The organism is Pseudomonas sp. P4_C4 (assembly GCF_056402055.1).
Map to the genome: position 1 here is coordinate 1 of NZ_JBFUID010000081.1, position 23,387 is coordinate 23,387.

The 23,387-nt window shown below is 61.6% G+C and carries 18 protein-coding genes and 1 pseudogene; 9 read left to right on the top strand and 10 right to left on the bottom strand.

Annotated elements, in window-relative coordinates:
- Positions 1–66: 66 nt before the first annotated feature.
- On the bottom strand, positions 67–1,383 hold the full coding sequence (locus AC1DXW_RS28050; protein ID WP_477760732.1) for a Na+/H+ antiporter family protein: 1,317 nt from the start codon (positions 1,381–1,383) through the stop codon (positions 67–69).
- A 366-nt stretch (positions 1,384–1,749) separates the two neighbouring features.
- Here AC1DXW_RS28050 and AC1DXW_RS28055 point away from each other — a divergent pair, with 366 nt between their 5' ends.
- Positions 1,750–3,426 (top strand): MFS transporter, encoded by a 1,677-nt coding sequence (locus tag AC1DXW_RS28055; protein ID WP_477754508.1) that lies wholly within the window; start codon positions 1,750–1,752, stop codon positions 3,424–3,426.
- A gap of 140 nt (positions 3,427–3,566) precedes the next feature.
- On the opposite strand, the gene AC1DXW_RS28060 is transcribed toward AC1DXW_RS28055, so the two are convergent.
- The 3 genes from AC1DXW_RS28060 to AC1DXW_RS28070 are packed head-to-tail and all read right to left on the bottom strand — an operon-like array spanning position 3,567 to position 5,872.
- The gene (locus tag AC1DXW_RS28060) at positions 3,567–4,883 is read right to left on the bottom strand and encodes a sensor histidine kinase (protein ID WP_477754509.1); all 1,317 of its coding nucleotides are present in this window, start codon (positions 4,881–4,883) and stop codon (positions 3,567–3,569) included.
- A complete protein-coding gene (locus AC1DXW_RS28065) occupies positions 4,880–5,548 on the bottom strand; it encodes a response regulator transcription factor (RefSeq protein ID WP_477754510.1) in 669 nt (222 codons plus the stop codon). Before AC1DXW_RS28065 ends, AC1DXW_RS28060 begins: the two co-directional genes overlap by 4 nt.
- Before the next feature lie 3 nt (positions 5,549–5,551).
- Complete coding sequence (locus AC1DXW_RS28070) at positions 5,552–5,872, bottom strand: PepSY domain-containing protein (RefSeq protein ID WP_477754511.1); 321 nt, start codon at positions 5,870–5,872, stop codon at positions 5,552–5,554.
- A gap of 316 nt (positions 5,873–6,188) precedes the next feature.
- Between AC1DXW_RS28070 and AC1DXW_RS28075 the strand changes: the two genes are divergently transcribed.
- From AC1DXW_RS28075 to codA, 4 genes are all read left to right on the top strand, one after another.
- Entirely contained in the window at positions 6,189–7,268 is a 1,080-nt protein-coding gene (locus AC1DXW_RS28075) for a patatin-like phospholipase family protein (protein ID WP_477754512.1), read from the top strand.
- A gap of 75 nt (positions 7,269–7,343) precedes the next feature.
- The gene (gene queD / locus AC1DXW_RS28080) at positions 7,344–7,700 is read left to right on the top strand and encodes a 6-carboxytetrahydropterin synthase QueD (protein WP_108219187.1); all 357 of its coding nucleotides are present in this window, start codon (positions 7,344–7,346) and stop codon (positions 7,698–7,700) included.
- Positions 7,701–7,902: 202 nt separating this feature from the next.
- Positions 7,903–8,733, top strand: a complete 831-nt coding sequence (locus AC1DXW_RS28085) for an alpha/beta fold hydrolase (RefSeq protein WP_477754513.1) — start codon at positions 7,903–7,905, stop codon at positions 8,731–8,733.
- Positions 8,734–8,828: 95 nt separating this feature from the next.
- On the top strand, positions 8,829–10,073 hold the full coding sequence (codA, locus tag AC1DXW_RS28090; protein WP_477754514.1) for a cytosine deaminase: 1,245 nt from the start codon (positions 8,829–8,831) through the stop codon (positions 10,071–10,073).
- Positions 10,074–10,184: 111 nt separating this feature from the next.
- On the opposite strand, the gene AC1DXW_RS28095 is transcribed toward codA, so the two are convergent.
- Entirely contained in the window at positions 10,185–11,177 is a 993-nt protein-coding gene (locus AC1DXW_RS28095) for a diaminopimelate epimerase (RefSeq protein ID WP_477754515.1), read from the bottom strand.
- 165 nt (positions 11,178–11,342) lie between these two features.
- Here AC1DXW_RS28095 and AC1DXW_RS28100 point away from each other — a divergent pair, with 165 nt between their 5' ends.
- The gene (locus tag AC1DXW_RS28100; protein WP_477754516.1) at positions 11,343–12,494 is read left to right on the top strand and encodes an MFS transporter; all 1,152 of its coding nucleotides are present in this window, start codon (positions 11,343–11,345) and stop codon (positions 12,492–12,494) included.
- Positions 12,495–12,669: 175 nt separating this feature from the next.
- On the opposite strand, the gene AC1DXW_RS28105 is transcribed toward AC1DXW_RS28100, so the two are convergent.
- Positions 12,670–14,064 carry an MFS transporter gene (locus tag AC1DXW_RS28105; RefSeq protein WP_477760733.1) on the bottom strand — a complete coding sequence of 465 codons (1,395 nt, stop codon included), beginning with the start codon at positions 14,062–14,064 and terminating at the stop codon, positions 12,670–12,672.
- 686 nt (positions 14,065–14,750) lie between these two features.
- Between AC1DXW_RS28105 and AC1DXW_RS28110 the strand changes: the two are divergent.
- Positions 14,751–14,947 (top strand): annotated as a pseudogene (locus AC1DXW_RS28110) (MaoC/PaaZ C-terminal domain-containing protein); the annotation flags it as partial.
- A 281-nt stretch (positions 14,948–15,228) separates the two neighbouring features.
- Here AC1DXW_RS28110 and AC1DXW_RS28115 read toward each other — a convergent pair.
- Genes AC1DXW_RS28115 through AC1DXW_RS28125 form a run of 3 tightly spaced genes read right to left on the bottom strand, consistent with a single transcriptional unit; the run spans position 15,229 to position 18,698 of the window.
- Complete coding sequence (locus AC1DXW_RS28115; RefSeq protein WP_477754518.1) at positions 15,229–16,137, bottom strand: helix-turn-helix domain-containing protein; 909 nt, start codon at positions 16,135–16,137, stop codon at positions 15,229–15,231.
- The gene (locus AC1DXW_RS28120; RefSeq protein WP_477754519.1) at positions 16,134–17,552 is read right to left on the bottom strand and encodes an aminotransferase; all 1,419 of its coding nucleotides are present in this window, start codon (positions 17,550–17,552) and stop codon (positions 16,134–16,136) included. Before AC1DXW_RS28120 ends, AC1DXW_RS28115 begins: the two co-directional genes overlap by 4 nt.
- Before the next feature lie 39 nt (positions 17,553–17,591).
- On the bottom strand, positions 17,592–18,698 hold the full coding sequence (locus tag AC1DXW_RS28125) for a polyamine ABC transporter substrate-binding protein (protein WP_477754520.1): 1,107 nt from the start codon (positions 18,696–18,698) through the stop codon (positions 17,592–17,594).
- A 217-nt stretch (positions 18,699–18,915) separates the two neighbouring features.
- On the opposite strand from AC1DXW_RS28125, the gene AC1DXW_RS28130 reads away from it, so the two are divergent.
- Both AC1DXW_RS28130 and AC1DXW_RS28135 read left to right on the top strand, forming a co-directional pair.
- Positions 18,916–19,698: an enoyl-CoA hydratase-related protein gene (locus AC1DXW_RS28130; RefSeq protein WP_477754521.1), complete on the top strand. Its 783-nt coding sequence runs from the start codon at positions 18,916–18,918 to the stop codon at positions 19,696–19,698.
- The gene (locus AC1DXW_RS28135; protein ID WP_477754522.1) at positions 19,695–20,876 is read left to right on the top strand and encodes an acetyl-CoA C-acyltransferase family protein; all 1,182 of its coding nucleotides are present in this window, start codon (positions 19,695–19,697) and stop codon (positions 20,874–20,876) included. The genes AC1DXW_RS28130 and AC1DXW_RS28135 overlap by 4 nt, the downstream gene beginning before the upstream one ends.
- Before the next feature lie 210 nt (positions 20,877–21,086).
- On the opposite strand, the gene AC1DXW_RS28140 is transcribed toward AC1DXW_RS28135, so the two are convergent.
- Positions 21,087–23,387: ImcF-related family protein (locus tag AC1DXW_RS28140; protein WP_477760734.1), on the bottom strand; the 2,301-nt coding region annotated here is incomplete at its 5' end.

The window sequence follows — 23,387 nt, forward strand, 5'->3', positions numbered from 1 at the left end:
GACAGGCCGCCATCGCGAGCAAGCTCGCTCCCACATTTTGATCCAGAGTGATCAGAAGGGAATTGCTTACAGAACCATCGCGGCCACCCAGCCAAACGCCAGCAGCGGCAGGTTGTAGTGCAGGAAAGTCGGGACCACGGTGTCCCAGATGTGATGGTGCTGGCCGTCGATGTTCAGGCCGGAGGTCGGGCCGAGGGTCGAGTCCGAAGCCGGCGAACCGGCGTCGCCCAGGGCACCGGCGGTGCCGACGATGCACACGATGGCAATCGGGCTGAAACCCAGTTGCACGCACAACGGCACGAAGATCGCCGCCAGAATCGGCACGGTGGAGAACGACGAACCGATACCCATGGTCACCAGCAACCCCACCAGCAGCATCAGCAGGGCGCCGATGCCTTTGCTGTGATCGATGTACGCCGCCGACGACTCGACCAGCGTCTGCACCTCACCGGTGGCCTTCATCACTTCGGCAAAGCCTGAGGCTGCGATCATGATGAAGCCGATCATCGCCATCATTTTCATGCCTTCGGTGAACAGGTCATCGGTGTCGCGCCATTTGACGATGCCCGACACCGAGAAAATCAGGAAACCGGCCAATGCACCGATAATCATCGAATCAAGCAACAACTGAATGATGAACGCCACCGCGATGGCCACGCCGGCCACCATCAGGCTCAGCGGGTTGTATTGCACCGCCACCTGCTCGACTTGTTCGATCTTTTCCAGGTCGTAGACACGCTTCTTGCGGTAGCTGACAAACGCGATCAGCAGGCCCGCCACCATGCCCAGGGCCGGAATGCCCATGGCGTGGGTCACATTGATGCCGCTGATGTCCACACCGCTGCGGGCGACGTTAGCCAGCAGGATCTCATTGAGGAAGATGTTGCCAAAGCCCACCGGCAGAAACATGTAGGGCGTGATCAAACCGAAGGTCATGACACAGGCGATCAGGCGACGGTCCAGTTGCAGCCTGGTCAGCACATAAAGAAGCGGCGGCACCAGCAACGGAATGAACGCGATATGGATCGGCAGGATGTTCTGCGAGGCGATGGCCACGACCCAGAGCAGGCCGATCAGCAGCCATTTGACCTGGCCACCGCCGCTGGCGTGCTGGCGATCGACCATCGCCAGGGCCTTGTCGGCCAGCGCATGGGCCATGCCGGACTTGGCAATGGCCACGGCGAAAGCCCCGAGCAAGGCGTAGGACAACGCCACCGTCGCCCCGCCACCGAGGCCGCTGTTGAAAGCCTTGAGCGTCGCTTCGATCCCCAGGCCACCGGTCAAGCCACCGACCAGCGCACCGACGATCAGGGCGATCACCACATGCACGCGGGACAGGCTGAGTACCAGCATGATGCCGACCGCGGCAATTACTGCATTCATTGTCATACCTCTGGGCAAGCGAAAAGAGTCCGGCCGGCAGTCTGCGAGAGCCGCCAGCGGATAAAAGGAATGGGTTTTATTAGAGGGCGCGCACTTTGCCGTAGAGTCGGCGCGGTGTCAAAGCTCGTGGGGACTCTGAGTGTGCAGTGGATTGCGCTCCCACATTTGTTTCTGCGCGCAGCTCAATCAAATGATGGCGAGTGGATATCTGCCGGACCTTGATTATGCTTCATGGAACCTTGCAGCATTTTCTGGCGTCAACCTGAATGCAAGCCACGTAATCCAATGACTTCAGCCCCATGGCCTGGGTACGGTAAGTGTTGGTGGGAACTCCGGCCTACAACAAGAGCAAGACGGAGAATACTCATGGCAGCAATCGACAATACAGCCACGGGCAGCGCGCCCAACCACGGAATCACCAGGGAGGAACGCAAGGTCATTTTCGCCTCGTCCCTGGGCACCGTGTTCGAATGGTATGACTTCTACCTGTACGGTTCCCTCGCGGCGATTATCGCCAAGCACTTCTTCGCCGGTGTCAACGAAACGACTTCCTTCATCTTCGCCCTGCTCGCCTTCGCTGCCGGCTTCGCCGTGCGGCCCTTCGGGGCGATTGTGTTCGGTCGACTGGGCGACATGATCGGGCGTAAACACACGTTCCTCATCACCATCGTGATCATGGGTATTTCCACGGCTGTGGTGGGTTTGCTGCCGGGCTATGCAACCATCGGCGTAGCCGCGCCGATCATTCTGATCAGCCTGCGCCTTATGCAAGGCCTGGCGCTGGGCGGTGAATACGGCGGTGCAGCGACCTACGTGGCCGAACACGCACCCAAGGGCAAACGTGGCTACTTCACCTCGTGGATCCAGACGACAGCAACCCTCGGCCTGTTTCTTTCACTGCTGGTGATCCTCGCCTGCCGTACCGCTCTGGGCACCGAAGCCTTCGAAGCCTGGGGCTGGCGGATTCCGTTCCTGCTGTCGATCCTGCTGCTGATCGTCTCGGTCTACATCCGCCTGCAACTCAGCGAATCACCGGTGTTCATGAAAATGAAGGCTGAAGGCAAGGCGTCCAAGGCACCGCTGACCGAATCCTTCGCCCGCTGGGAAAACCTCAAGATCGTGATCATGGCCCTGCTCGGTGGCACCGCTGGCCAGGCCGTGGTCTGGTACACCGGGCAATTCTATGCGCTGTTCTTCCTGCTGCAGACGCTGAAGATCGACCCACAGACCGCCAACCTGCTAATTGCCGGCTCACTGCTGATCGGCACACCGTTCTTCGTCATATTCGGCAGCCTGTCTGACCGCATCGGTCGCAAGGGCATCATCATGGCCGGCTGCATCATCGCGGCACTGACTTACTTCCCGATCTTCCATGCGTTGACCCAATACGGTAACCCCGACGTGTTCATTGCGCAGGAGAAGAATCCGGTCACGGTAGTCGCCAATCCCGGTCAGTGCTCGTTCCAGTTCGACCCGGTGGGCAAGGCCAAATTCACCAGCTCCTGCGACCTGGCCAAGACCGTGCTGGCCAAAAAGGCCATCCCCTACAAGAACGTGAACGCCGAGCCGGGCGCCGTTGCGCAGGTGCGTATTGGCGAGAAAGTGATCGAGAGCTTCGAGGGCACCGGCATGCCCGCCGCCGACTTCAAGGCCAAAAACGACGCCTTTACCGCCACCCTCGTCACTACCCTCAAGGACGCCGGCTACCCCGAGAAGGCCGACCCGGCCAAGACCAACTACCCGATGGTGCTGTTGCTCCTGACCATCCTGGTGATCTACGTGACCATGGTCTACGGGCCGATCGCCGCCTGGCTGGTGGAACTGTTCCCGGCACGCATCCGCTACACCTCGATGTCGCTGCCCTATCACATCGGCAATGGCTGGTTCGGTGGTTTCCTGCCGACGGTGGCGTTTGCCATGGTGGCGGCCACGGGGGATATCTACTATGGGCTGTGGTATCCGATCGTCATCGCGGTGATGACGGCTGTGCTGGGTATTTTCTTCATGCCGGAAACCAAGGATCGGGAGATTCATCACACCTGAATCTGACACCCCACAATCCCTGTGGGAGCGAGCTTGCTCCGGGCGGCGATCCGACGATAGCGTCGGCACATTCAACATCAATGTGACAGACAGACCGCCATCGCGAGCAAGCTCGCTCCCACAGGGTTCCTGGTGTGGCTTCAAGTGTGTTTGGGCAACTCGACGGCTACCTTCAATCCGCCCCACTCGCTTTCCAGCAACGACAGTTTGCCGCCCCAGCTATCGACGATGTCGCGCACGATACCCAGCCCCAGACCATGCCCATGGGTTTGCTCATCCAGCCGCGTACCTCGACCAAACACCTGATCGCGACGCTCTTCGGGAATGCCCGGGCCATCATCTTCCACACTCAGTTCAAACCCCTGCGCCCGCTCGACCACACTCAGCCGCACCTCGGCATCCGCCCATTTGCAGGCGTTGTCCAGCAGGTTGCCCAGCAGTTCCAGCAGGTCTTCACGATCCCAGGGCAATTGCAGGCCGGGCGGTGCGCGGTAGCTCAGCGCCAGGTGTTCGCCATGGATCATGTTCAGGGTTGCCAGCAATCCGGGGAGTTCAGCATCGCAATCAAACAGCGCACCCGGCAGCGCATCGCCGGACAACCGCGCACGATTGAGTTCGCGATTGAGCCGTTGCTCGACCTGCTGCAGTTGTTCCTTGAGGACCTTGCGCAGTTGCGGGTGCGCCTCAAGCGGTTCGCTCGAGGCCAGGCTCAACAGCACCGCCAGCGGCGTTTTCAACGCGTGGCCGAGGTTGCCCAGGGCATTGCGCGAGCGCTTGAGGCTGTCTTCGGTGTGGGCCAGCAAGTGGTTGATCTGCGCCACCAGTGGCTCCAGCTCCACCGGCACCTGATCATCGAGTTGCGAGCGCTGGCCCTGTTGCAACTGCGCGATCTGTTCGCGCGCCTGCTCCAGCGGGCGCAAGGCGCGGCGCACGGTGATCCGTTGCAGCAACAGAATCACCAGCAGCCCGGTCAAACCGAGGCCCAACCCGAGCTGTTGCATAAGCCGGAAGCTTTCGCGTATTGGCGTGTAATCCTCGGCGACGCTGATGGAGATCGGCAACCCCGAACGTCGATAGTCCGTACGCAATACCAGCAACTGTTGCCCTTCCGGCCCCAGTTGCAGGTCGTCGTGCAGGCCGGGTTGATCGAGCGCTGGCAGCTCCTGATCCCATAAGGAACGGGAACGCCAATGGCCGTCGGCGAGATCGATGCGGAAATAATGCCCGGAAAACGGCCGCTGATAGGCCGGCGACAGGCGTCGTTCATCCAGTTGCAAGCCTTGCGGCCCGCGCACCAGTGCCGCCAGCAGGTTCTCGCTGTCATTGCGCAACCCGGCCTCGAGGTAGCGCTGCAAACCCATTTCGAACAGCCACAGGCTGGTTTGCGCCAGTATCAGGCCAACGACCACCATCACGCTGATCAGGCCCAGGCTCAAGCGGCGCTGGATCGATCTCACCGGGCTTGCCCGCCGAACAGGTAGCCCTGGCCGCGACGGGTTTCAATCACACTTTTGCCGAGCTTGCGGCGCAAATGGTTGACGTGGACCTCCAGCACATTGGAGTCGCGCTCGGTTTCACCGTCGTAGAGGTGCTCGGCGAGGTGGCTTTTGGAGAGGATCCGCTCGGGGTGCAGCATGAAATAACGCAACAGGCGAAACTCCGCGGCAGTCAGCTGAATGTCCGCACCGTCGCGGACAACGCACTGGCGACCTTCGTCCAGATGCAGACCGGCGGCCTTGAGCGTTGGCTGGTTGACCTGGCCATGGGAGCGGCGCAGCAACGCCTGGATGCGCAAAAACAGCTCTTCGGGATGAAACGGTTTGGTCAGGTAATCATCGGCGCCGGCCTTCAGGCCTTCGATGCGCTCGGCCCAGGAACCACGGGCGGTCAGGATCAGCACCGGCGTGGCCAGCCCTGTCGCGCGCCATTGCGCCAGCACCTCAAGCCCCGGCACGCCCGGCAAACCGAGGTCGAGGATGATCAGGTCGTAAGGTTCAGTACTGCCCTGATACACCGCGTCGCGACCATCGGCCAGCCAGTCCACCGCATAGCCCTGGCGGTTGAGACCGGCCAGCAGTTCGTCGGCCAGGGGCACATGGTCTTCCACCAGCAGCAAACGCATGGATCAGTCTTCCTTGTCTTTGAGTAAACGGCCGGTGGAGGCTTCGATGTCCAGTTCGCGAACCACGCCTTCAGGGGTCAGCAGCTCGACTTCATAAATGTAGACGTCATGTTTTTCTTCGAGCCCGGCTTCCAGCAGTTTCGCGCCGGGGTAGCGATCCATTGCCTGCTGCAGCAGTTGCTCCAGCGGCAGGATCACGCCCTGTTGACGCAGGCGCAGGGCTTCATCCTGGTCCAGGTCGTGGGCCATCACTGCCGAGCAAAAAGCCAGAAGCACCAGCGCTATCCAGCTGCCGGTGCATCGCTTGAATAGAAACACCTTCATTACCAATCCTGATGATCCTTGAGAACCTGCCCGCTGACAGCGTCTAATTCCAGATCCCGGTCGGTGCGAGTGGTGTGAGCTTCTCGAAAGCCACTATGGTATCAGCGTCGCGCTACCTCAGCGTTGCGTCGGGGTCCAGGCGAGCCATCTTAACCAGCTGAACTTAATTGAAGCTGAATTGCCATCATTGCCAACCCCACAAATCCTGTAGGAGCTGCCGAAGGCTGCGATCCTTTCTCACTTTCACTTGAGTCGCCTAGCAAAAGATCAAAAGATCGCAGCCTTCGGCAGCTCCTACACACACATCGAGACCGGTATGACCGCCATCCACATCAAGTCCCCTTCCCTGACCCTCAAGGCCGGTCCGCGCGCCTATGCGCACATCCGCGCCAACGGCCTTGACGCGGCCGAGGTCGGCACCTTGCCTGGCGCGGCCGGCGGTCCGAAGGCGCTGGGGATTCAGGGACTGGACCTGGCGCTGTTCGGCGAGTGGCTGCCGGCGGCACCGCGGGAACGCTCGCTGATTGGCGCATCGGTGGGTTCCTGGCGCTTCGCCAGCGCCTGCCTGCCGGACGCCGCCGAGGGCATCCGGCGTCTCGGGCAGCTGTACACCGAGCAGAATTTCGCCAAGGGCGTGACCATGGCGCAGATCAGCCAGAGCTCCCGGCGCATGCTCAATGACCTGCTCGACGGTCGCGATGCCTCGATCCTCGGCAACAGCGATTACCGCCTGAACATCATGGTGGTCAAAAGCCACGGCCTGCTCGCCGACGATCATCGCGCTCGCCTGGGGCTGGGCCTGTCCTCGGTCATCGCCGACAACCTGCGTGGCCGGGCGCGGCTGGCCCGGCACTTCGAACGCCTGATCATCCACGACCCGCGCCTGGCGCCGCCGGTCGATGCCTTGACTGACTTTCCGTCGCGCTTCGTCGCCCTCAATGCCGGCAACTTGCGCCAGGCCCTGCTGGCTTCGGGCTCGATCCCGATGGTGATGGAAGGCGTGCGCGACCTGCCGGGCGCTGGCGCCGGGACGTTCCGCGACGGCGGCCTGCTGGATTACCACCTGGACCTGCCCTACAGCGGCGACGACATCGTGCTCTACCCGCACTTCACCGACCGGGTGATTCCCGGCTGGTTCGACAAGACCCTGCCGTGGCGCCGCGCCTGCCCGGCTCGCTTGCAAAACGTGCTGCTGCTGGCGCCGTCGAAGGACTACCTGGCGCGCCTGCCCTACGGCAAACTGCCGGACCGTAACGATTTCAAGCGCTTCATGGGCGACGCCCCGAGCCGGCAGAAATACTGGCGCACGACCATGGATGAAAGCCGCCGCCTGGGCGACGAATTCCTCGAACTGGCCGCCAACGGTCGCCTCGGCGAGCGCTTGCTGACCCTTTAGTCAGGACAAACTGGTAAACTCGCCGCCTGCCCGAATCGCTGCGGCGAACGCCACCTGAACAGAGCTGAAAACACTGTGGAAATCTTCAAGGAATTTACTTTCGAATCCGCCCACCGCCTGCCCCACGTACCGGACGGCCACAAGTGCGGCCGCCTGCACGGTCACTCGTTCAAAGTGGCGATCCACCTGAGCGGCGACCTCGACCCGCACACTGGCTGGATCCGCGACTTCTCGGAAATCAAGGAAATCTTCAAGCCGCTGTACGAGCGCCTGGACCACAACTACCTGAACGACATTCCTGGCCTGGAAAACCCGACCAGCGAAGTGCTGGCCAAGTTTATCTGGCAGGAAATGAAGCCCCTGCTGCCGGAGCTCAGTGCAATCCGCATCCACGAGACCTGCACCAGCGGTTGCATCTATCGCGGCGAGTAAAGTCACTGCCCCCCTGTAGGAGCGAGCTTGCTCGCGATGGACGTCAGAGCACCGCGGGCTGCCAGATACCTCGCGTTATCGTTGACGTTCTTCGCGAGCAAGCTCGCTCCTACAGTTTGTCAGAGAAAAAGCAAACAGCCTTCATCGGCTGTTTTTTTATGCCTATGCTTTTTGCCTCTTCCCCCGCCAAGAGGACAAGCCCATGACTGACTGGCCGCTGGATCAGGTCTTTGCCTTCAACGGACATCAGGTGCGCTACGCCGTGCGCGGTGACGGCCCGCCGCTGGTGTTCGTGCATGGAACGCCCTTTTCTTCTTTCGTGTGGCACCGGATCGCGCCGTATTTCGCCGCCACTCACCGCGTCTACTACTTCGATCTGCTGGGCTACGGGCAGTCGGCACAACCCGACGACGATGTCTCGCTCGGTGTGCAAAACCAGTTGTTGGCGCAGTTGCTGGAGCATTGGCGCCTGGATTGCCCCGACGTGGTGGCCCACGACTTCGGCGGCGCCACCGCCCTGCGCGCGCATCTGCTCAATGGCAAGGATTACCGCAGCCTGACGCTGATCGACCCGGTGGCGCTGACGCCCTGGGGTTCGCCGTTCGTGCAGCATGTGCGTCAGCATGAAGCGGCGTTCAGCGGACTGCCCGATTACATCCAGCGCGCCATCGTGCCGACCTATATTCGCGGGGCGATCAAGCGGGAAATTCCCGACGCCGAACTCGCCCCCTACGTTCAGCCATGGCTGGGAGAGACGGGGCAAGCGGCGTTCTACCGGCAGATCGCGCAGATGGACGAGCGCTATACCTGCGAGGCCGAGGGCCTGTACCCGACGATTCGCTGTCCGGTGCAGATCCTGTGGGGAGAGGATGACCAGTGGATTCCCATCGAACGCGGGCAGGCGCTGCATCGGATGATTCCCGGATCGCAGTTTTATCCGATTCCCAACGCCGGTCATCTGGTTCAGGAAGATGCACCCGAAGCGGTCGTCGCCGCTCTTATGCGATTTTTACCCCTGCAACTATCTACCTGAACAAACCCGCTCCCACATTTTGAACTGGCGGGATTCGCCGCAGGCGAGCTAACGTAAGGATATTGCCTACACGATTCGCCAAAAGGATCTGCCCGATGCACATCATCAACGCCCGTCTGCGCAACCAGGAAGGCCTGCATGAGTTGTACCTGGAAAACGGCCTGATCAGCAGCATCACCCGCCAGATCGAAGCCCCGACCCTGGGCCCCGACGATCTGGATGCCGGCGGCAATCTGGTGGTGCCGCCCTTTGTCGAACCGCACATCCACCTCGACGCTACCCTGACCGCCGGTGATCCGCGCTGGAACATGAGCGGCACGCTGTTCGAAGGTATCGAGTGCTGGGGCGAACGCAAGGCGACCATCACCCACGAAGACACCAAGACCCGGGCCAGGAAAACCATCCAGACCCTCGCCGCCCACGGCATCCAGCATGTGCGCACCCACGTCGACGTCACCGACCCGCAATTGACCGCGCTCAAGGCGATGCTCGAAGTGCGCGAGGAAAGCCGGCATCTGGTCGATATGCAAATCGTCGCGTTCCCCCAGGAAGGCATCGAGTCCTACCGCAATGGTCGAGAATTGATGGAGGAAGCCATCCGCATGGGCGCGGACGTGGTGGGTGGTATTCCGCATTTCGAGTACACCCGCGACCAGGGCGTCAGCTCGGTGAAGTTCCTCATGGACCTGGCCGAACGCAGCGGTTGTCTGGTGGACGTGCATTGCGACGAAACCGACGATCCGCATTCGCGCTTTCTCGAAGTGCTCGCCGAAGAGGCCCGCAGCCGCGACATGGGTTCGCGGGTCACGGCCAGCCACACCACCGCCATGGGCTCCTACGACAACGCCTACTGCGCCAAACTGTTTCGCCTGCTCGGCCATTCGGGGATCAGCTTTGTCTCCTGCCCCACTGAAAGCATCCACCTGCAAGGTCGCTTCGACAATTTCCCGAAACGCCGGGGCGTGACCCGGGTCAACGAGTTGCTGGAAGCGGGCATGAACGTGTGCTTCGGCCAGGATTCGATCGTCGACCCGTGGTATCCACTGGGCAACGGCAACATTTTGCGGGTGCTCGAAGCCGGGCTGCACATCTGCCACATGCTCGGTTATCGCAACCTGCAAAGTGCGCTGGACTTGGTGACGGACAATAGCGCCAAAGCCATGAACCTCGGCGATCGCTATGGCCTGGAGCGTGGGCGGCCGGCGAATCTGCTGATTCTGTCGGCAGAGAGTGATTACGAGGTGATCCGCAGCCAGGGGTTGCCGTTGTATTCGGTGCGTGCGGGCAAGGTGTTGATGAAGCGGACGATGCCGGTGGTGGAGTTCAGTGGGCTGAGCTGAAACTTGCACTTGCTGGACTGGCCCCATCGCGAGCAGGCTCGCTCCTACAGTGGTTATATGTCGTTCACAAAACCTGTAGGAGCGAGCCTGCTCGCGATGGCTATTTCGAAGTCAATCGATCATTCGAGCCGTACCAAACAGGCTGACCCGACTCAATTCCCCCAACTCTTCCTCCAGCAAGATCGGCGCCGTGCCACCCGGCATCGTCACCTTGACCTCCCCGGCGCCGACCCAACCTGCCCGCCAGGCCGCACAGGCCACCGCGCTGGCACTGGTCCCCGACGACGCCGTCGGCCCCTCGCCCCGCTCGAATACCCGTGCGGCGATGTGCCCTTCGGACACGCGCATTGCCCATTGCAGATTGATCCCCGCCGGACAAGGTTTGCCTGCACCAACCGGCATGGCATAGGCAATCCGCGTCAGCCCCTCACCCAGCGCCGGCTCACGCATCTGCTCGTTGCTCGGCAGGTCCTCGGCACTTTCCACCAGCGTCACGCAATGGGGATTGCCGACCCGCGCGAACTGGCTGCGCGACCATGCACTATTGAGTACCGCCAATTGTTCAACGTGGCTGAGTTCGCGACCATTGAACACCACCGCTTCAACCCCGTGAGCACTGACCGCCGACGGCCCGAATCCCGGCTGGCCCAGGTCGAGCCAGAAACCCTTTACGCCATCGACCTCTGCGGCTTTCACCGAAGTCTGCCCCGGCGAAGGCGTATCAGCCTTGTCGTGATGAACCCTGAGCAGACAGGCTTCGTTCTGCGGCAACAGCCCTTGATCGCTGAGGGCCTGGGAAAAAATCGTCAGCCCGTTGCCACTGCGCTCGGCCAGGGTACCGTCGGTGTTGACGATCAACAGATCAAAGGGAGGCGACGACTGAAACGGTCCGACCAGCAAACCGTCGCTGCGATGATCTTTGCTGCCGGACGGTTGAGTACCTGGAGCCCAGCTGCAGCAAGCCTCGATCGCGGCTATCGCCCAGGCTTCCAGGGTTTGCGCTGCCTGGCTGGCCTGATGGGGCAAGTCGATGCCCTGGCGGCGCAATTCTTCTGGCGCTACCACGATGTAAATATTGCCCCGTGCATCGTACCTCTGCGCCATGGCGCCCTCCGCGTGTCATTGGAATGGCTCAACATATCGCGAAAAACACCGGCGCTGTGCAACGATGTCGTCCTGTACGACCGTAGAACTTTCCGGGCACTGATCGAACCCTCACAGGCCGATCACTGTCCGTTGAGGACGCGACGCTTTTTGCCAAGGATTGTTATGACCAGCCTCAACAGCCAAACCACCTTCGTTCCCGGCCGCCTGGAACAAATGTCCACGCGCATCGCCTTTTTCATCGCCGGGTTCGGCATCGCCGCGTGGGCGCCGTTGGTGCCCTATGCCAAGTCCCGGGCCGGGCTGGATGAAGGCACCCTGGGATTGTTGCTGCTGTGCCTGGGGGTGGGTTCGATTCTGGCGATGCCGTCGGCCGGGATCCTGGCCACGCGTTTCGGCTGCCGGCGGGTGACGACCGGCGGCACCCTGCTGATCTGTGCCGCCCTGCCGCTGCTGGCGACGGTGTCGTCGATTCCGGCCCTGATCGCTGCCTTGTTCATGTTCGGCGCGGGTCTCGGTACTGTGGATTCGACGGTCAACCTGCAAGCTGTGATCGTCGAGCGCGCCAGCGGCAAAAACATGATGTCGGGGTTCCATGGCCTGTTCAGCCTGGGCGGGATTGTCGGCGCAGCGGGTGTCAGCGGTTTGCTTGGCCTGGGGATTTCCCCGTTGGGGGCCACGCTGGTGGTGATCGTGATGTTGCTGATCGCGCTGGCCAAGGCCGTGCCGCACCTGTTGCCCTACGGCAGCGAGAGTTCGGGGCCGGCGTTTGCGGTACCCCATGGCATCGTCCTGTTTATCGGCGGCATGTGCTTCATCGTGTTCCTCGCCGAAGGTGCGGCGCTGGACTGGAGCGCGGTGTTCCTGGCACAGGAACGCGGTATCGACACGGCGTATGCGGGGCTCGGGTATGCGGCGTTTGCCCTGACCATGACGGCCGGGCGTTTGACCGGTGACAAAATCGTGCGACGACTGGGCGCGACACGGGTGATTGTGTTCGGCGGGCTGACGGCTGCCGCAGGCTTGTTCCTGGCGACGTTTGCATCGAGCTGGGAGGCCGCGTTGGTGGGTTATGCGCTGCTGGGTGCCGGTTGTTCGAACATCGTGCCGGTCCTGTACACCGCGGTCGGCAAACAGACGGTCATGCCCGAAAGCATCGCCGTGCCGGCCATAACCACTCTTGGTTATGCGGGCATTCTGGCGGGGCCGGCCGTGATCGGCTTCATCGCCCATGGCAGCAGCCTGAGTTTTGCCTTTGCCTTGATGGCGCTGTTGCTGGTGGCGGTGGCCATTGGCGGGAAAGTGTTGAAGGTCTGAAAAAATTCCACCGGTAAGCCCCCGAACCCAATGTGGGAGATCAATCGCCTCCGACTACAAAATCCCCGCCATTCAAAGCGCACCAAACCTGAAACGCAAAAGGCCGCTGATTGCTCAGCGGCCTTGTTCAATCCGATGGGTTACTCCGTTTTGCAGACGTCATCGAAGCCGTCATTCACAGGTCGGTAATTTCCTTATGGCGAGGCACCAGCATCTTCATCACACTCCACGCCACCAGATAGGCCAGCGCGCAGACGGCGAACATGATCATGTAGCCGGTACGGATTTCACCCACCGATTTGTAATAGTCAAACACCCAGCCACCGATCTTGGTCAGCAAGACTCCGCCTAACCCACCCGCCATACCGCCAATGCCGACCACGGACGCGACGGTCTTTTGCGGAAACATGTCGGACACCGTGGTGAAGATGTTGGCCGACCAGGCCTGATGCGCCGACGCGCCCACACCAATCAGCAACACCGGTACCCAGACGCTGATGTGACCCAATGGCTGCGCCAACAGCACCACCAATGGGAAAACGGCAATCACCAGCATGGCTTTCATGCGGCCGTCATACGGCTTGTCGCCACGTGCCATGAAATAGCTGGGGAACCAGCCGCCGCCAATACTGCCCACCATGGTCATGCTGTACAGCACGGCCAGTGGCACCACGATGGCTGCGCCTTTCAGGCCGTACTGCTCCGACAGGTAGGTCGGAAGCCAGAATAGAAAGAACCACCACACACCATCGGTCATGAACTTGCCGAAGGCAAACGCCCACGTCTGACGGTATTTCAGCAATTGGAACCACGAAACCTTTTTGCCAACGCCCGTCTGCACAGCGGCGCTAGCGTGGGAATCACTGCGGATGTGCGCCAGTTCCTGCGCCGACAGGCGCTTCTGCTGCTCCGGCTTGTCGTAAAACGCCAGCCATACGCCCATCCAGATAAAGCCCAGCATGCCGATTACGATGAACGCTGCCTGCCAGCCCCACAGGCCAGCGATCAGCGGCACCGAAATGGGTGCCAGGATCGCGCCGACGTTGGCCCCGGAGTTGAAAATACCGGTGGCGAAGGAGCGTTCCTTCTTCGGAAAATACTCAGCGGTGACCTTGATTGCGGTCGGGAAGTTGGCCGATTCACCGACCGCCAGCACAGCGCGCGACAGCATGAAGCCGGCGATCGAGACCGGGATGACCGCAATACCGAGCGCGCCACAGATGGCGGCGATGCCCTCGCCCATGGGTTCTGCAAAGGCGTGCATGATCGCGCCGGTCGACCAAATACAAATCGCCACCACAAAAGCAGCCTTGGTGCCGATCTTGTCGACCACTCGCCCCGCGAACAGCATGGAAATCGCGTACGTGAACTGGAACACGGCGGCAATGTTGGCGTAATCCGTGTTGCTCCAACCAAATTGCCTCGACAGATCCGGTGCCAACAGGCTGAGCACCTGGCGGTCGAGGTAATTGACGGTGGTTGCAAAAAACAACAATGCACAAATGGTCCATCGGTATTTACCGACAGACTGGCTGACGCGTTGCGCGGTAATTGGCTCGTTCAGGTTCATGGCATCACTTTATTGTAGATTTTTGGTGATGATCTCTCGGTATAAAACGAGATCGATTGGGCCGCGGGGCTTCAGTTCAATGCATCAGTCCACGACGAAACGGGCCATATTCCGCGGAGAGATTGGGCCAACTCGGAACATCAGGGGCGAGAGGGAGGCGATTGGATTCATGTTGATATCGACACTCTTATTATTTTTAAAATTAGACCCGCATGTCATACGTCGTCGTATGACATGTGAGATTTATAGACAGTCCCATGGGGCACTGTCAACAAGAAAACCCCTTAGACCTGAACGCCCTGACCGCCCTAAAAATGCGATACATAATCGAATAACGTCGTTAAACAGGCTCTTGGACCCAGATTACGCGACTCTCCGCTCGCTCCCTTGTCAGTTTTTAACGTGGTTATCGACCCCTCCTCGTTGTACGACAACTAACAGCAAACCCGTCAGGATCCGCCCCACTACGCTAAATCAGGCACAGAGCCAAAGGAATCTGGCAGGCATTCAAATGCAGCCATTCACCGGCTGTAGCAAAGTGCGGGCATGCCTGTCATCGGCTGTTCCAAAGGAGCCCGGAATGCTCATCTCCCTTGCATTGCGAAACAGAAAACCGCTGGCCCGCCTCGAGGCTTGATCGGTGCGAGAGCATCGCGATGGGCGAGTTCGCAGCAATCCGGCGCCGGGGGCCGGTACTCGCCAACTATGGCCTGGACACCTTGCGCTTCATCAACCCGGTGGGCATCGGCGACACCATCCAGGCGCGCCTGACCTGCAAGCGCAAGATCGACCAGGGCATCCCGCAAGGGGGGCGTGGGATGTGGAAGTCACCAACCAGCTGGGTGAGCTGGTGGCGAGCCATGACATTCTCACCTTGGTCGTAAACGCGAAGACTAACGCAACACCTGTAGGAGCGAGCCTGCTCGCGATGACGGAGTGTCAGCCAACATCAATGGACCTGACAGACCGCTATCGCGAGCAAGCTCGCTCCCACAAGGTTCTGGGTTGGTCGAAAAATCTGTGGTCAACCATTTACAACTGTGGGAGCGAGCTTGCTCGCGATGAGGGCGTGTCAGTCGACATCAATGGTGCTGACAGACTGCTATCGCGAGCAGGCTCGCTCCCACATTTGATCTCCGTTGACCACAAGTTTGAGGTCAATCTTCAATTCCTGCGCAACCACTCGATAAACAGCGCAAACAGTTCCGACTGCGAACCCACTTCCAACTTCAGGTACAGGTTCTTGCGGTGCATGCGCACGGTTTCCGGCGAGATGCTCATCTGGCTCGCGGTGGATTTCACCGAATGCCCGCGCAACACCATGTGCGCCACTTGCCGCTCGCGTTCGGTCAGCAACTCACAACCGAAGTTCTCGAACGCCGCCTGCACGCGATGCTTGAGATCATCGCGTTTGCCTTGCTCGTTATCGCGCTCAATCCCGGTATTGCGCAGCAGTCCACGCTGACTGAACTCGCTGATGAATTCACGCACCAGCGGTTCCACGGCGCGCAGCAGATTCAACTGTTCGGCGCTCAGGCATTCACCGCCGAAACCCTGATAGAGGCTGACGGAAATCTTCGTGTCATTGCCGGTATCGACGATGTAGTAGCTGTCTTCCGAGCAGCCCGCCTTCAGGTAATAGGATTTGTAGTAGTCACTCTCGAAGAAGTTGTCTGGAGCAATCTCCTCCAGGTGATAGAACCCTTGCGCCAACCCCTGCTCCACCGCCAGGCAGAAGGGATCGAGCAAATAACCCCCGGCAAAATAGCGCTCCAGAATCGAGACCTGATACTCCTGGGCAATCCCGCGCTGATGCAGCAACTGTGGCGCGCGGTCCTTGCGCTCCAGGCTGATCATCATCGACTCAACGGACACCAGTTGCGCCAACGCCGACGCCAGGTGTTGCAGGGCGTCAGGCTCATCGATATGGGCGAATGCCTCGCGCATTCCCCCATGCCATTTGTGCAATGCCCCGAAGGGCATCGCGATCAGCGTATCGTCGTCTGGTTTGCTCATGCCCCGCAGTCTAGCGGCTGGACAATCCCTTGGTAACAGCCTGACTGACGAAATCATTCGCCCGCGTACTGTCCGCTCGCTTCAAGCTCGGCGGCCACTTGCAGAATGCATTCGCGCAAGGTCTCGACGATTTCATCGACCTGGGCAAACGTCAGGATCAGCGGTGGCGACATCACGTTGAGGTGCATGATCGGCCGCACCAGCAAGCCCCGGGCCTGGGCCCGCACGTGGATTTTCTCGCCGATGTTGATCTCGTCGGGGAACAACGCCTTGGTGCGTTTATCGGCGACGAACTCCACGCAGGCCATGAGTTTCTGGCAGCGCACATCCCCCACCAGCGGCAAGTCCCGCAGGGTTGCCAGGCGCTCTTCCAGATAAGCGCCCACCGTATCGACATGGGCCAGCAAGTTCTCCCGCTCGATGATTTCGATGTTCTTCAGCGCCGCGGTGCAGCACACCGGGTGGCCGCTGTAGGTGAAGCCGTGGGTGAAACAGCGGCCCTTGCCCGGCTCGGCGATGACCTTCCAGATGCGCTCGGAAAAGATGCACGCGCCCAGCGGCAGGTAAGCCGAGGTCAGGCCTTTGGCGGTGGTGATGATGTCGGGCTGCACGTCGAACACATCGTAGGAGGCAAAGAACTTGCCCAGTCGCCCGAACGAAGTCACCACTTCGTCGGCGACGAACAGGATGTCGTAGCGCTGGCACACGTCCCACATGCGCTTGAGGTAGCCCTGTGGCGGAATGATCACCCCGCCGGAGCCCATGATCGGTTCGGCAAAGAAACCGGCGACCTTGTCCGCGCCCATCGAGAGGATCTTGTCTTCGAACTCCTTGACCAGGAATTCGAGGAACTGCGCCTCGTCCATGCCGTCCGGCGCTCGGTACGGGTTCGGGTTGGAGACGTGGTGGATCAGCGGGTTGGCGTAGTCGAACTCCGGCACACGGTCGGCGGCCTTGTTGCCGATCGACATGGTCAGGGTGGTGGAGCCGTGATAGGCGTTGAACCGGGCGATGACGTGCTTCTTCTCGGGTTTGCCACGGCAGTTCTGGTAGTACTGGATCAGCCGGTACGCAGTGTCCACGGCGGTGGAGCCGCCGGTGGTCAGGAACACATGGTCGAGGTCGCCGGGAGCGAGGCTGGCGAGTTTTTCGCACAGCTGAATCGCCACGTTATTCGACATGTCGGAAAACGGATTGGAATAGGCCAGTTGCCGTACCTGATCGGCGATGGCCTCGGCCATTTCCTCACGGCCCAAGCCAATGTTGGTGCACCACATGCCGCCCACGGCATCAAGAAAGCGGTTGCCCTGGGTGTCATAGATGTAGGCGCCATCGCCAGCGACGATGTTCAGCGAGCCTTGTTCGGCGTGTTCGTCGAACACGTGGTAGCCGTGCATGTGATGGGCCTTGTCGGCCTTGACCAGTCTGGACTCATCCGCCGGCGAAAGTACGGTGCGTGTTGGAGTCGCCATAAATAAACCTCTAACCGAATTGACTAACGATCGAACAAATCAGATGCCGCTTTTCACGGTGCTCCAGACCCGGGTAATCGCCCGCATGTCCTTGGCGTCCTGGGTCTTCTGCGGGAACAGGCGCTCGCGGGTTTGCGCGTCGGGGTAGATCGCCGGGTTGTCGCGCACAGCGGCGTTCAACAACGGTGTGGCCGCGGCGTTACTGTTGGCGTAATTGATGAAGTCGCTCACGTCCGCCATCACCTGCGGTTGCATCAGGTATTCGAGAAACTTGTGGGCATTGGCGACGTGGGGCGCGTCCGCCGGGATGTACAGGTTGTCGAACCAGATCAGCGAGCCTTCCTTGGGGATGAAGTACGCCAGGTCGATCTTCTTCCTGGCTTCCGCCGCACGGGCCATGGCCGTGGCGTAATCGCCGGACCAGGTCATGGCCATGCACACGTCGCCGTTGGGCAGGCTGGTCAGGTAATTGACCGAGTCGAATTTGCGGATGTAGGGCCGCACCGACAGCAGCAAGTCCTGGGCGGCTTTCAGATCTTCCGGTGCGGCGCTGCGTGGATCACGCCCCAGGTACTTCAGGGCCATGGGAATGACTTCGGTCGGGGCATCGAGCAGGGTCACGCCGCAATCGGCGAAGCGCGAGACGATCTTCGGGTCGAAGACCATCGCCAACGAACCGATCGGCGCGTCCGGCATGCGTTCCTTGATCTTGTCGACGTTGTAGGTGACGCCGTTGCTGCCCCAGGTATAAGGCGCCGAGTACGTGGTGCCCGGATCATACCCTTGCAGATCCTCCAGGACTTTCGGGTCCAGGTTGGTCCAGCCCGGCAGCTGTTTTTTGTCCAGCGGTTGGAACACCTTGGCCTTGATCAGCGGTGGTGCCAGGGACGCATTCAACACGATCAGGTCATAACCGGAGTGGCCGGTGAGCAATTTGGCCTGCACCGTTTCGTAGGCATCGAAGGTGTCGTAGATGACTTTGATGCCGGTGGCCTTTTCGAAGTCGGCCACGGTTTTTTCACCGATGTAATCCGCCCAGTTGTACAACCGCAGCGTATGGCTGTCGTCCACTTGAGCGGCGTAGGCATTCAATGTCAGCGGTACAACAAACAGACTGGAAATCACCTTAAGCAGCGTCTTGCCCATAGCAAATGCACCTTATAGCGAGTTCGGCTCTGGATGAGCGGATGCCTTCACTATTGGTGGATTCGCCGGGCACAGCCATACCCCGAATGGGTGTGTGTCGCTTTTTGGCTCACCGGCATGGCAAAAAGCGGCAGTACGGTTGACCCGTTTTGCCATAGATCCGGGGTTTGTCCGGCGCTTAAAGTGGCCACCTGATCCGAACGACCCTGGGTTTGCGATGACCGACCTGATCAAACACGAGCAACGCGACGGTGTGCTGACGCTGACCATCGACCGCCCGGACAAGCTCAACGCCCTCAACAATGCCATGTACTCGCAGTTGGCCGACCTGTTGCAGGCCGCCGACGAAGACGAGCAGACCGGTGTGATCATCCTCACCGGTGGCCCGACCTGCTTCACCAGCGGCAATGACCTGGTGGATTTCCTCCAGCACCCGCCGACTCATCTGGACGCCCCGGCGTTCCACCTGATGAAGGTCGTCACGCGCCTGCAAAAACCGCTGGTCGCGGCAGTCTGCGGGGCGGCCATCGGCATCGGCACCACGTTGTTGCTGCATTGCGATCAGGTGCTGGTCACCCGTAACGCCAAGCTGCGCATGCCGTTCGTCAACATCGGCCTGTGCCCCGAATTTGGCGCCAGCCTGTTGCTGCCACGCCGGCTCGGCCATGCCCGCGCCGCGAGCCTGCTGCTGTTGGGCAACGGCCTGGACGGCAACGAAGCGGTGGCCTGGGGCCTGGCCAACGAAGCCTTTGATAACGGCGAGCAATGCCTGGCGGCGGCGACAAAAATCGCCCAGCGCTTCCTGGCCATGCCCCAGCAAGCCTTGCGCCAGTCCCGGCAGCTGATGAAACAGGCTTCCCTGACCGAACTGGAAGCCACCCTGCGCGAAGAAAACACGCTGTTCATCCAGCGCCTGAATACCGACGAGGCGAAAACCGCCTTGAACGCCCTGCTCAATCGCAGTACAGACAAGAATCCACCGAAAGGAAACCAGCCATGAACACTCCAGAAATCTACGTCGTCAGCGCCGCCCGTACCGCCATCGGTACGTTCGGTGGTTCGCTCAAGGACGTGCCACTGGCCGATCTCGCGACCACGGCCGTGAAAGCCGCCCTGGAGCGAGCCGCCGTGGACCCGGCGCTCGTTGGCCATCTGGTGATGGGCAACGTGATCCCGACCGAAACCCGCGATGCCTACATCTCCCGCGTCGCGGCGATGAACGCCGGCATCCCGAAGGAAACCCCGGCCTACAACGTCAACCGCCTGTGCGGTTCGGGCCTGCAAGCGATCATCAACGCCGCCCAGACCCTGATGCTCGGCGATGCCGACATCGTCGTCGGCGCCGGTGCCGAATCCATGAGCCGCGGCCCGTACCTGATGCCGGCCGCCCGTTGGGGTTCGCGCATGGGCAACGCCCAGGTCATCGACTACATGCTCGGCATCCTGCATGACCCGTTCCATGGCATCCACATGGGCATCACCGCCGAGAACGTCGCCGCGCGCAACGGCATCACCCGCGAAATGCAGGACGCCCTGGCCCTGGAAGACCAGCAACGCGCGGCCCACGCGATTGCCAACGGCTACTTCAGCGAGCAGATCGCGACCGTGGAAATCCAGGATCGCAAAGGCGTCAAACTGTTCAGCGTCGACGAACATCCGCGCGCCACGTCCCTGGAACAGCTGGCAGCGATGAAGCCGGCGTTCAAGAAGGACGGTTCGGTCACCGCCGGCAACGCCTCGGGCCTCAACGACGGCGCCGCCGCACTGGTCATGGCCAGCGGCAACGCGGTCCAGGCCAACAACCTGAAGCCACTTGCCCGCCTGGTCAGCTACGCCCATGCCGGCGTCGAACCTGAGTTCATGGGCCTGGGCCCGATCCCGGCCACGCGCCTGGCGCTCAAGCGCGCCGGCCTGACCGTCGCCGACCTGGACGTGATCGAAGCCAACATCGCCTTCGCCGCCCAGGCCTGCGCCGTCAGCCAGGAACTGGACCTCGACCCGGCCAAGGTCAACCCGAACGGCTCGGGCATCGCCCTGGGCCACCCGGTGGGCGCAACCGGCGCAATCATCGCCACCAAGGCCATCCACGAACTGCACCGCACCGGCGGCCGTTACGCGCTGGTGACCATGTGCATCGGTGGTGGTCAGGGGATTGCGGCGATTTTCGAACGCGTCTAAGCAATAGCCGAAAAAAGGCCGGTGATCGCGCAGATCACCGGCCTTTTTTTCATTTCCGTGCGCCGATTGTTTGATGGTTTTTATCCACGAACGGTTCGCAATCCGTCATTACCGCTCCCTCCACGCCACCTGACCACCGGCAGCAAAAATCAACTGCCTGACCCTCTCCATCGCACGCTTCACCAGCAAACCTGTTGCCACGGGTYGAAATCAGCGCGACACCTTTTCACCCTCGCCAAGAAAAATCTGCGTCGGCAGCCTGAAGCCACGCAACTTGAGCAGCGCCAGCGGTCCCGCGCCCAGTTCGGTGCGCAGGTGCCAGGTCAGGCCCAGGCCGTCCGGGGCCTTGAGCACCATGCGGTAGTGGCTGTCGCCGTCGTCCAGCGTGGTGACCCGAGCCTGTTCCAGCAGGCGGATCAAGCCCCAGGTGCCCTGATAGTCACCGAACAGRCGCTCGCCRGCCTGCACGCTGGTCCAGGTCAGGTTCACCCCCGGACGGTCGCTGTAGCCAGGCCAGCTGAAGCGCTGCCAGCTTTCCTTCTGGTTGAAGTAGTGGTGTTTTTCGCCGTTGAGGATGAAGGTGGTCTGCACCACGTCGCGYACCGGCTTGCCCCGCAGCTCGAACCCCAGGCCGAGGCCGCCGTCGGTGAACAGYACATCGGCCAGGTGGCTGAGCTGGTTGAGCGCCGCGAGAAACTGCGGGTTGATGCGCAGGCCCTGGCTGTGCCGCGRATCGGCCACCCAGCGCTGGCCTTCCTTGCGCAACACACCGCCCAGTTGCTGTTGCAGGAACTGCTCGATGCGTCCGGAGTCGGCACGGATCATTTGYCCCAGCATCGGCAATGACGCATCGCTGGTGGTCGCCACGAACGGATAACGCCCGGCAAACGCGCCGTGCCAGTCGCTGACGATCGCCCGTTGCCACTGGCGATTGAGGCTTGCCGCCGACGGYTGCARCACYCGTTGCCAGGCCTGTTCCARCGGCTGCACGAACAGGGTCTGGCCGACCCCGCCCCACTCCGCCCCCAGGCTGGCAGCGATCAGGCTGCCATAGGCRCGGGTGTCGGTGAGGTCGACGCTTTTGCCCTGGAACACGGTTTGCGCCAGGGCCTGGGTCATYKCCTGCGGGTCGGCGGCGTTGCTCACYTGCTGCAGTTTCAGGCGTACCCGGGTGACGCGGGTGAGGAAGGCCTGCAGGCTCAGCCGGTCGTTGTCGTTCTTGCCTTCGGCCTCCTTGYCCARCAGGGCCAGCAGCGGRCCGAAGGTGGCGTCCAGCGGRCCGCTCGCGCCGGGGGCCTGTTGGTCGATCAGCGGCACCTTGTCCTGGGCTATCAGYTTCTGCGCGGAGTGGATCAACGACGCGCCCAGGGCCGGGCCGCGAGTGCCGGCCTGGCCCTGGTACGCCAGGGTGTTCATCAGCGCGATCAGCGGCGACTGRCGCACGTCGCTCATCAGGGTCAACTGGTCGATCACCTGATCCAGGCTGCGTGYCGGTTGCCAGTTCAGGCGATTGAGCAAGTCCAGCCAGGCGCTGGCGTAGTCCTGRAAGTAGCGCTCGGTSAGGCGTTCCTTGAGTTGCTCCGGGCTCAAGTCGGCGGCGAGGCTGGCGGGATTGTCGCTGAGCACCCAGTCGATCTCCTCGCGGCGAGCCTCGGCCACCTCGTCGATGGCTTGGCGGACCTGGCCCTCCCAGGCCTGGCGGGTGAACACCCCGGGCACGCTGGCCGTGGTGGCGAACAGCGCGCGGGCGTCGGTGTCGCCGACCATCTGCTGCAAGCCCAAGGCCGGGTAGTGATTGGCTGCCGCATCGAGCACCTGACGGTACAGGCTGGCTTCGCCATTGCGCTGGCCCAACTGGACGAGCAGTACCTGACGGGCCTGGGCCACCAGCGTCGGGTCGGCCTCGATACGCCAGGCCGGATGGGCCGCCAGTTGCTCGGCATAGAACTGCCAGAGGCCGGGTGACAGGCCCTGCCAGAGCCCCGGCGTGATGTCGGCGCGCTGCGCCTGGGTCTCGACCAATACTTTGGCGAGGAAAGCCGCGTCGGCTTTTTCCGGGCGCGCCATCATCAGGTAGGCTTTGAGCTGGGCGTAGGCGGCCGGGGCACGCTTGGCGCGTTCGGGGCTGGCGGGTGGCAGCTGGATCAGCGCCTTGAGTTGCTGCTGCAGCTTGGCCACGGCCGGGTCGCGCAGCAGCCGTTGGTTGGCCTCTACATAGCGTGGCCACAGCGTCGCCAACAGTGGGTCGTTCTGGTTGAGGCCAAAGCGCAGGTACCAGGGTGTGCCGTGCGCGGCGCGGTAGTCCAGGCGCCCCAGTTCACGGGTTAACTCGTTGAACGCCAGCAGTTGTTCGTCGCCGCTGCCCGCTTGTTCCAGGGTCGCCAGCGCGGTCTGGACAAGGGCGATCTGCCCGCGGTTGCTGACGAAGGACAGCAACATCCCGGCACCCCACAGCAGCGCCACGCCCAACACCAGCGCATAAGCGACTCGCGGGGCGGACCAGCCCAGGCG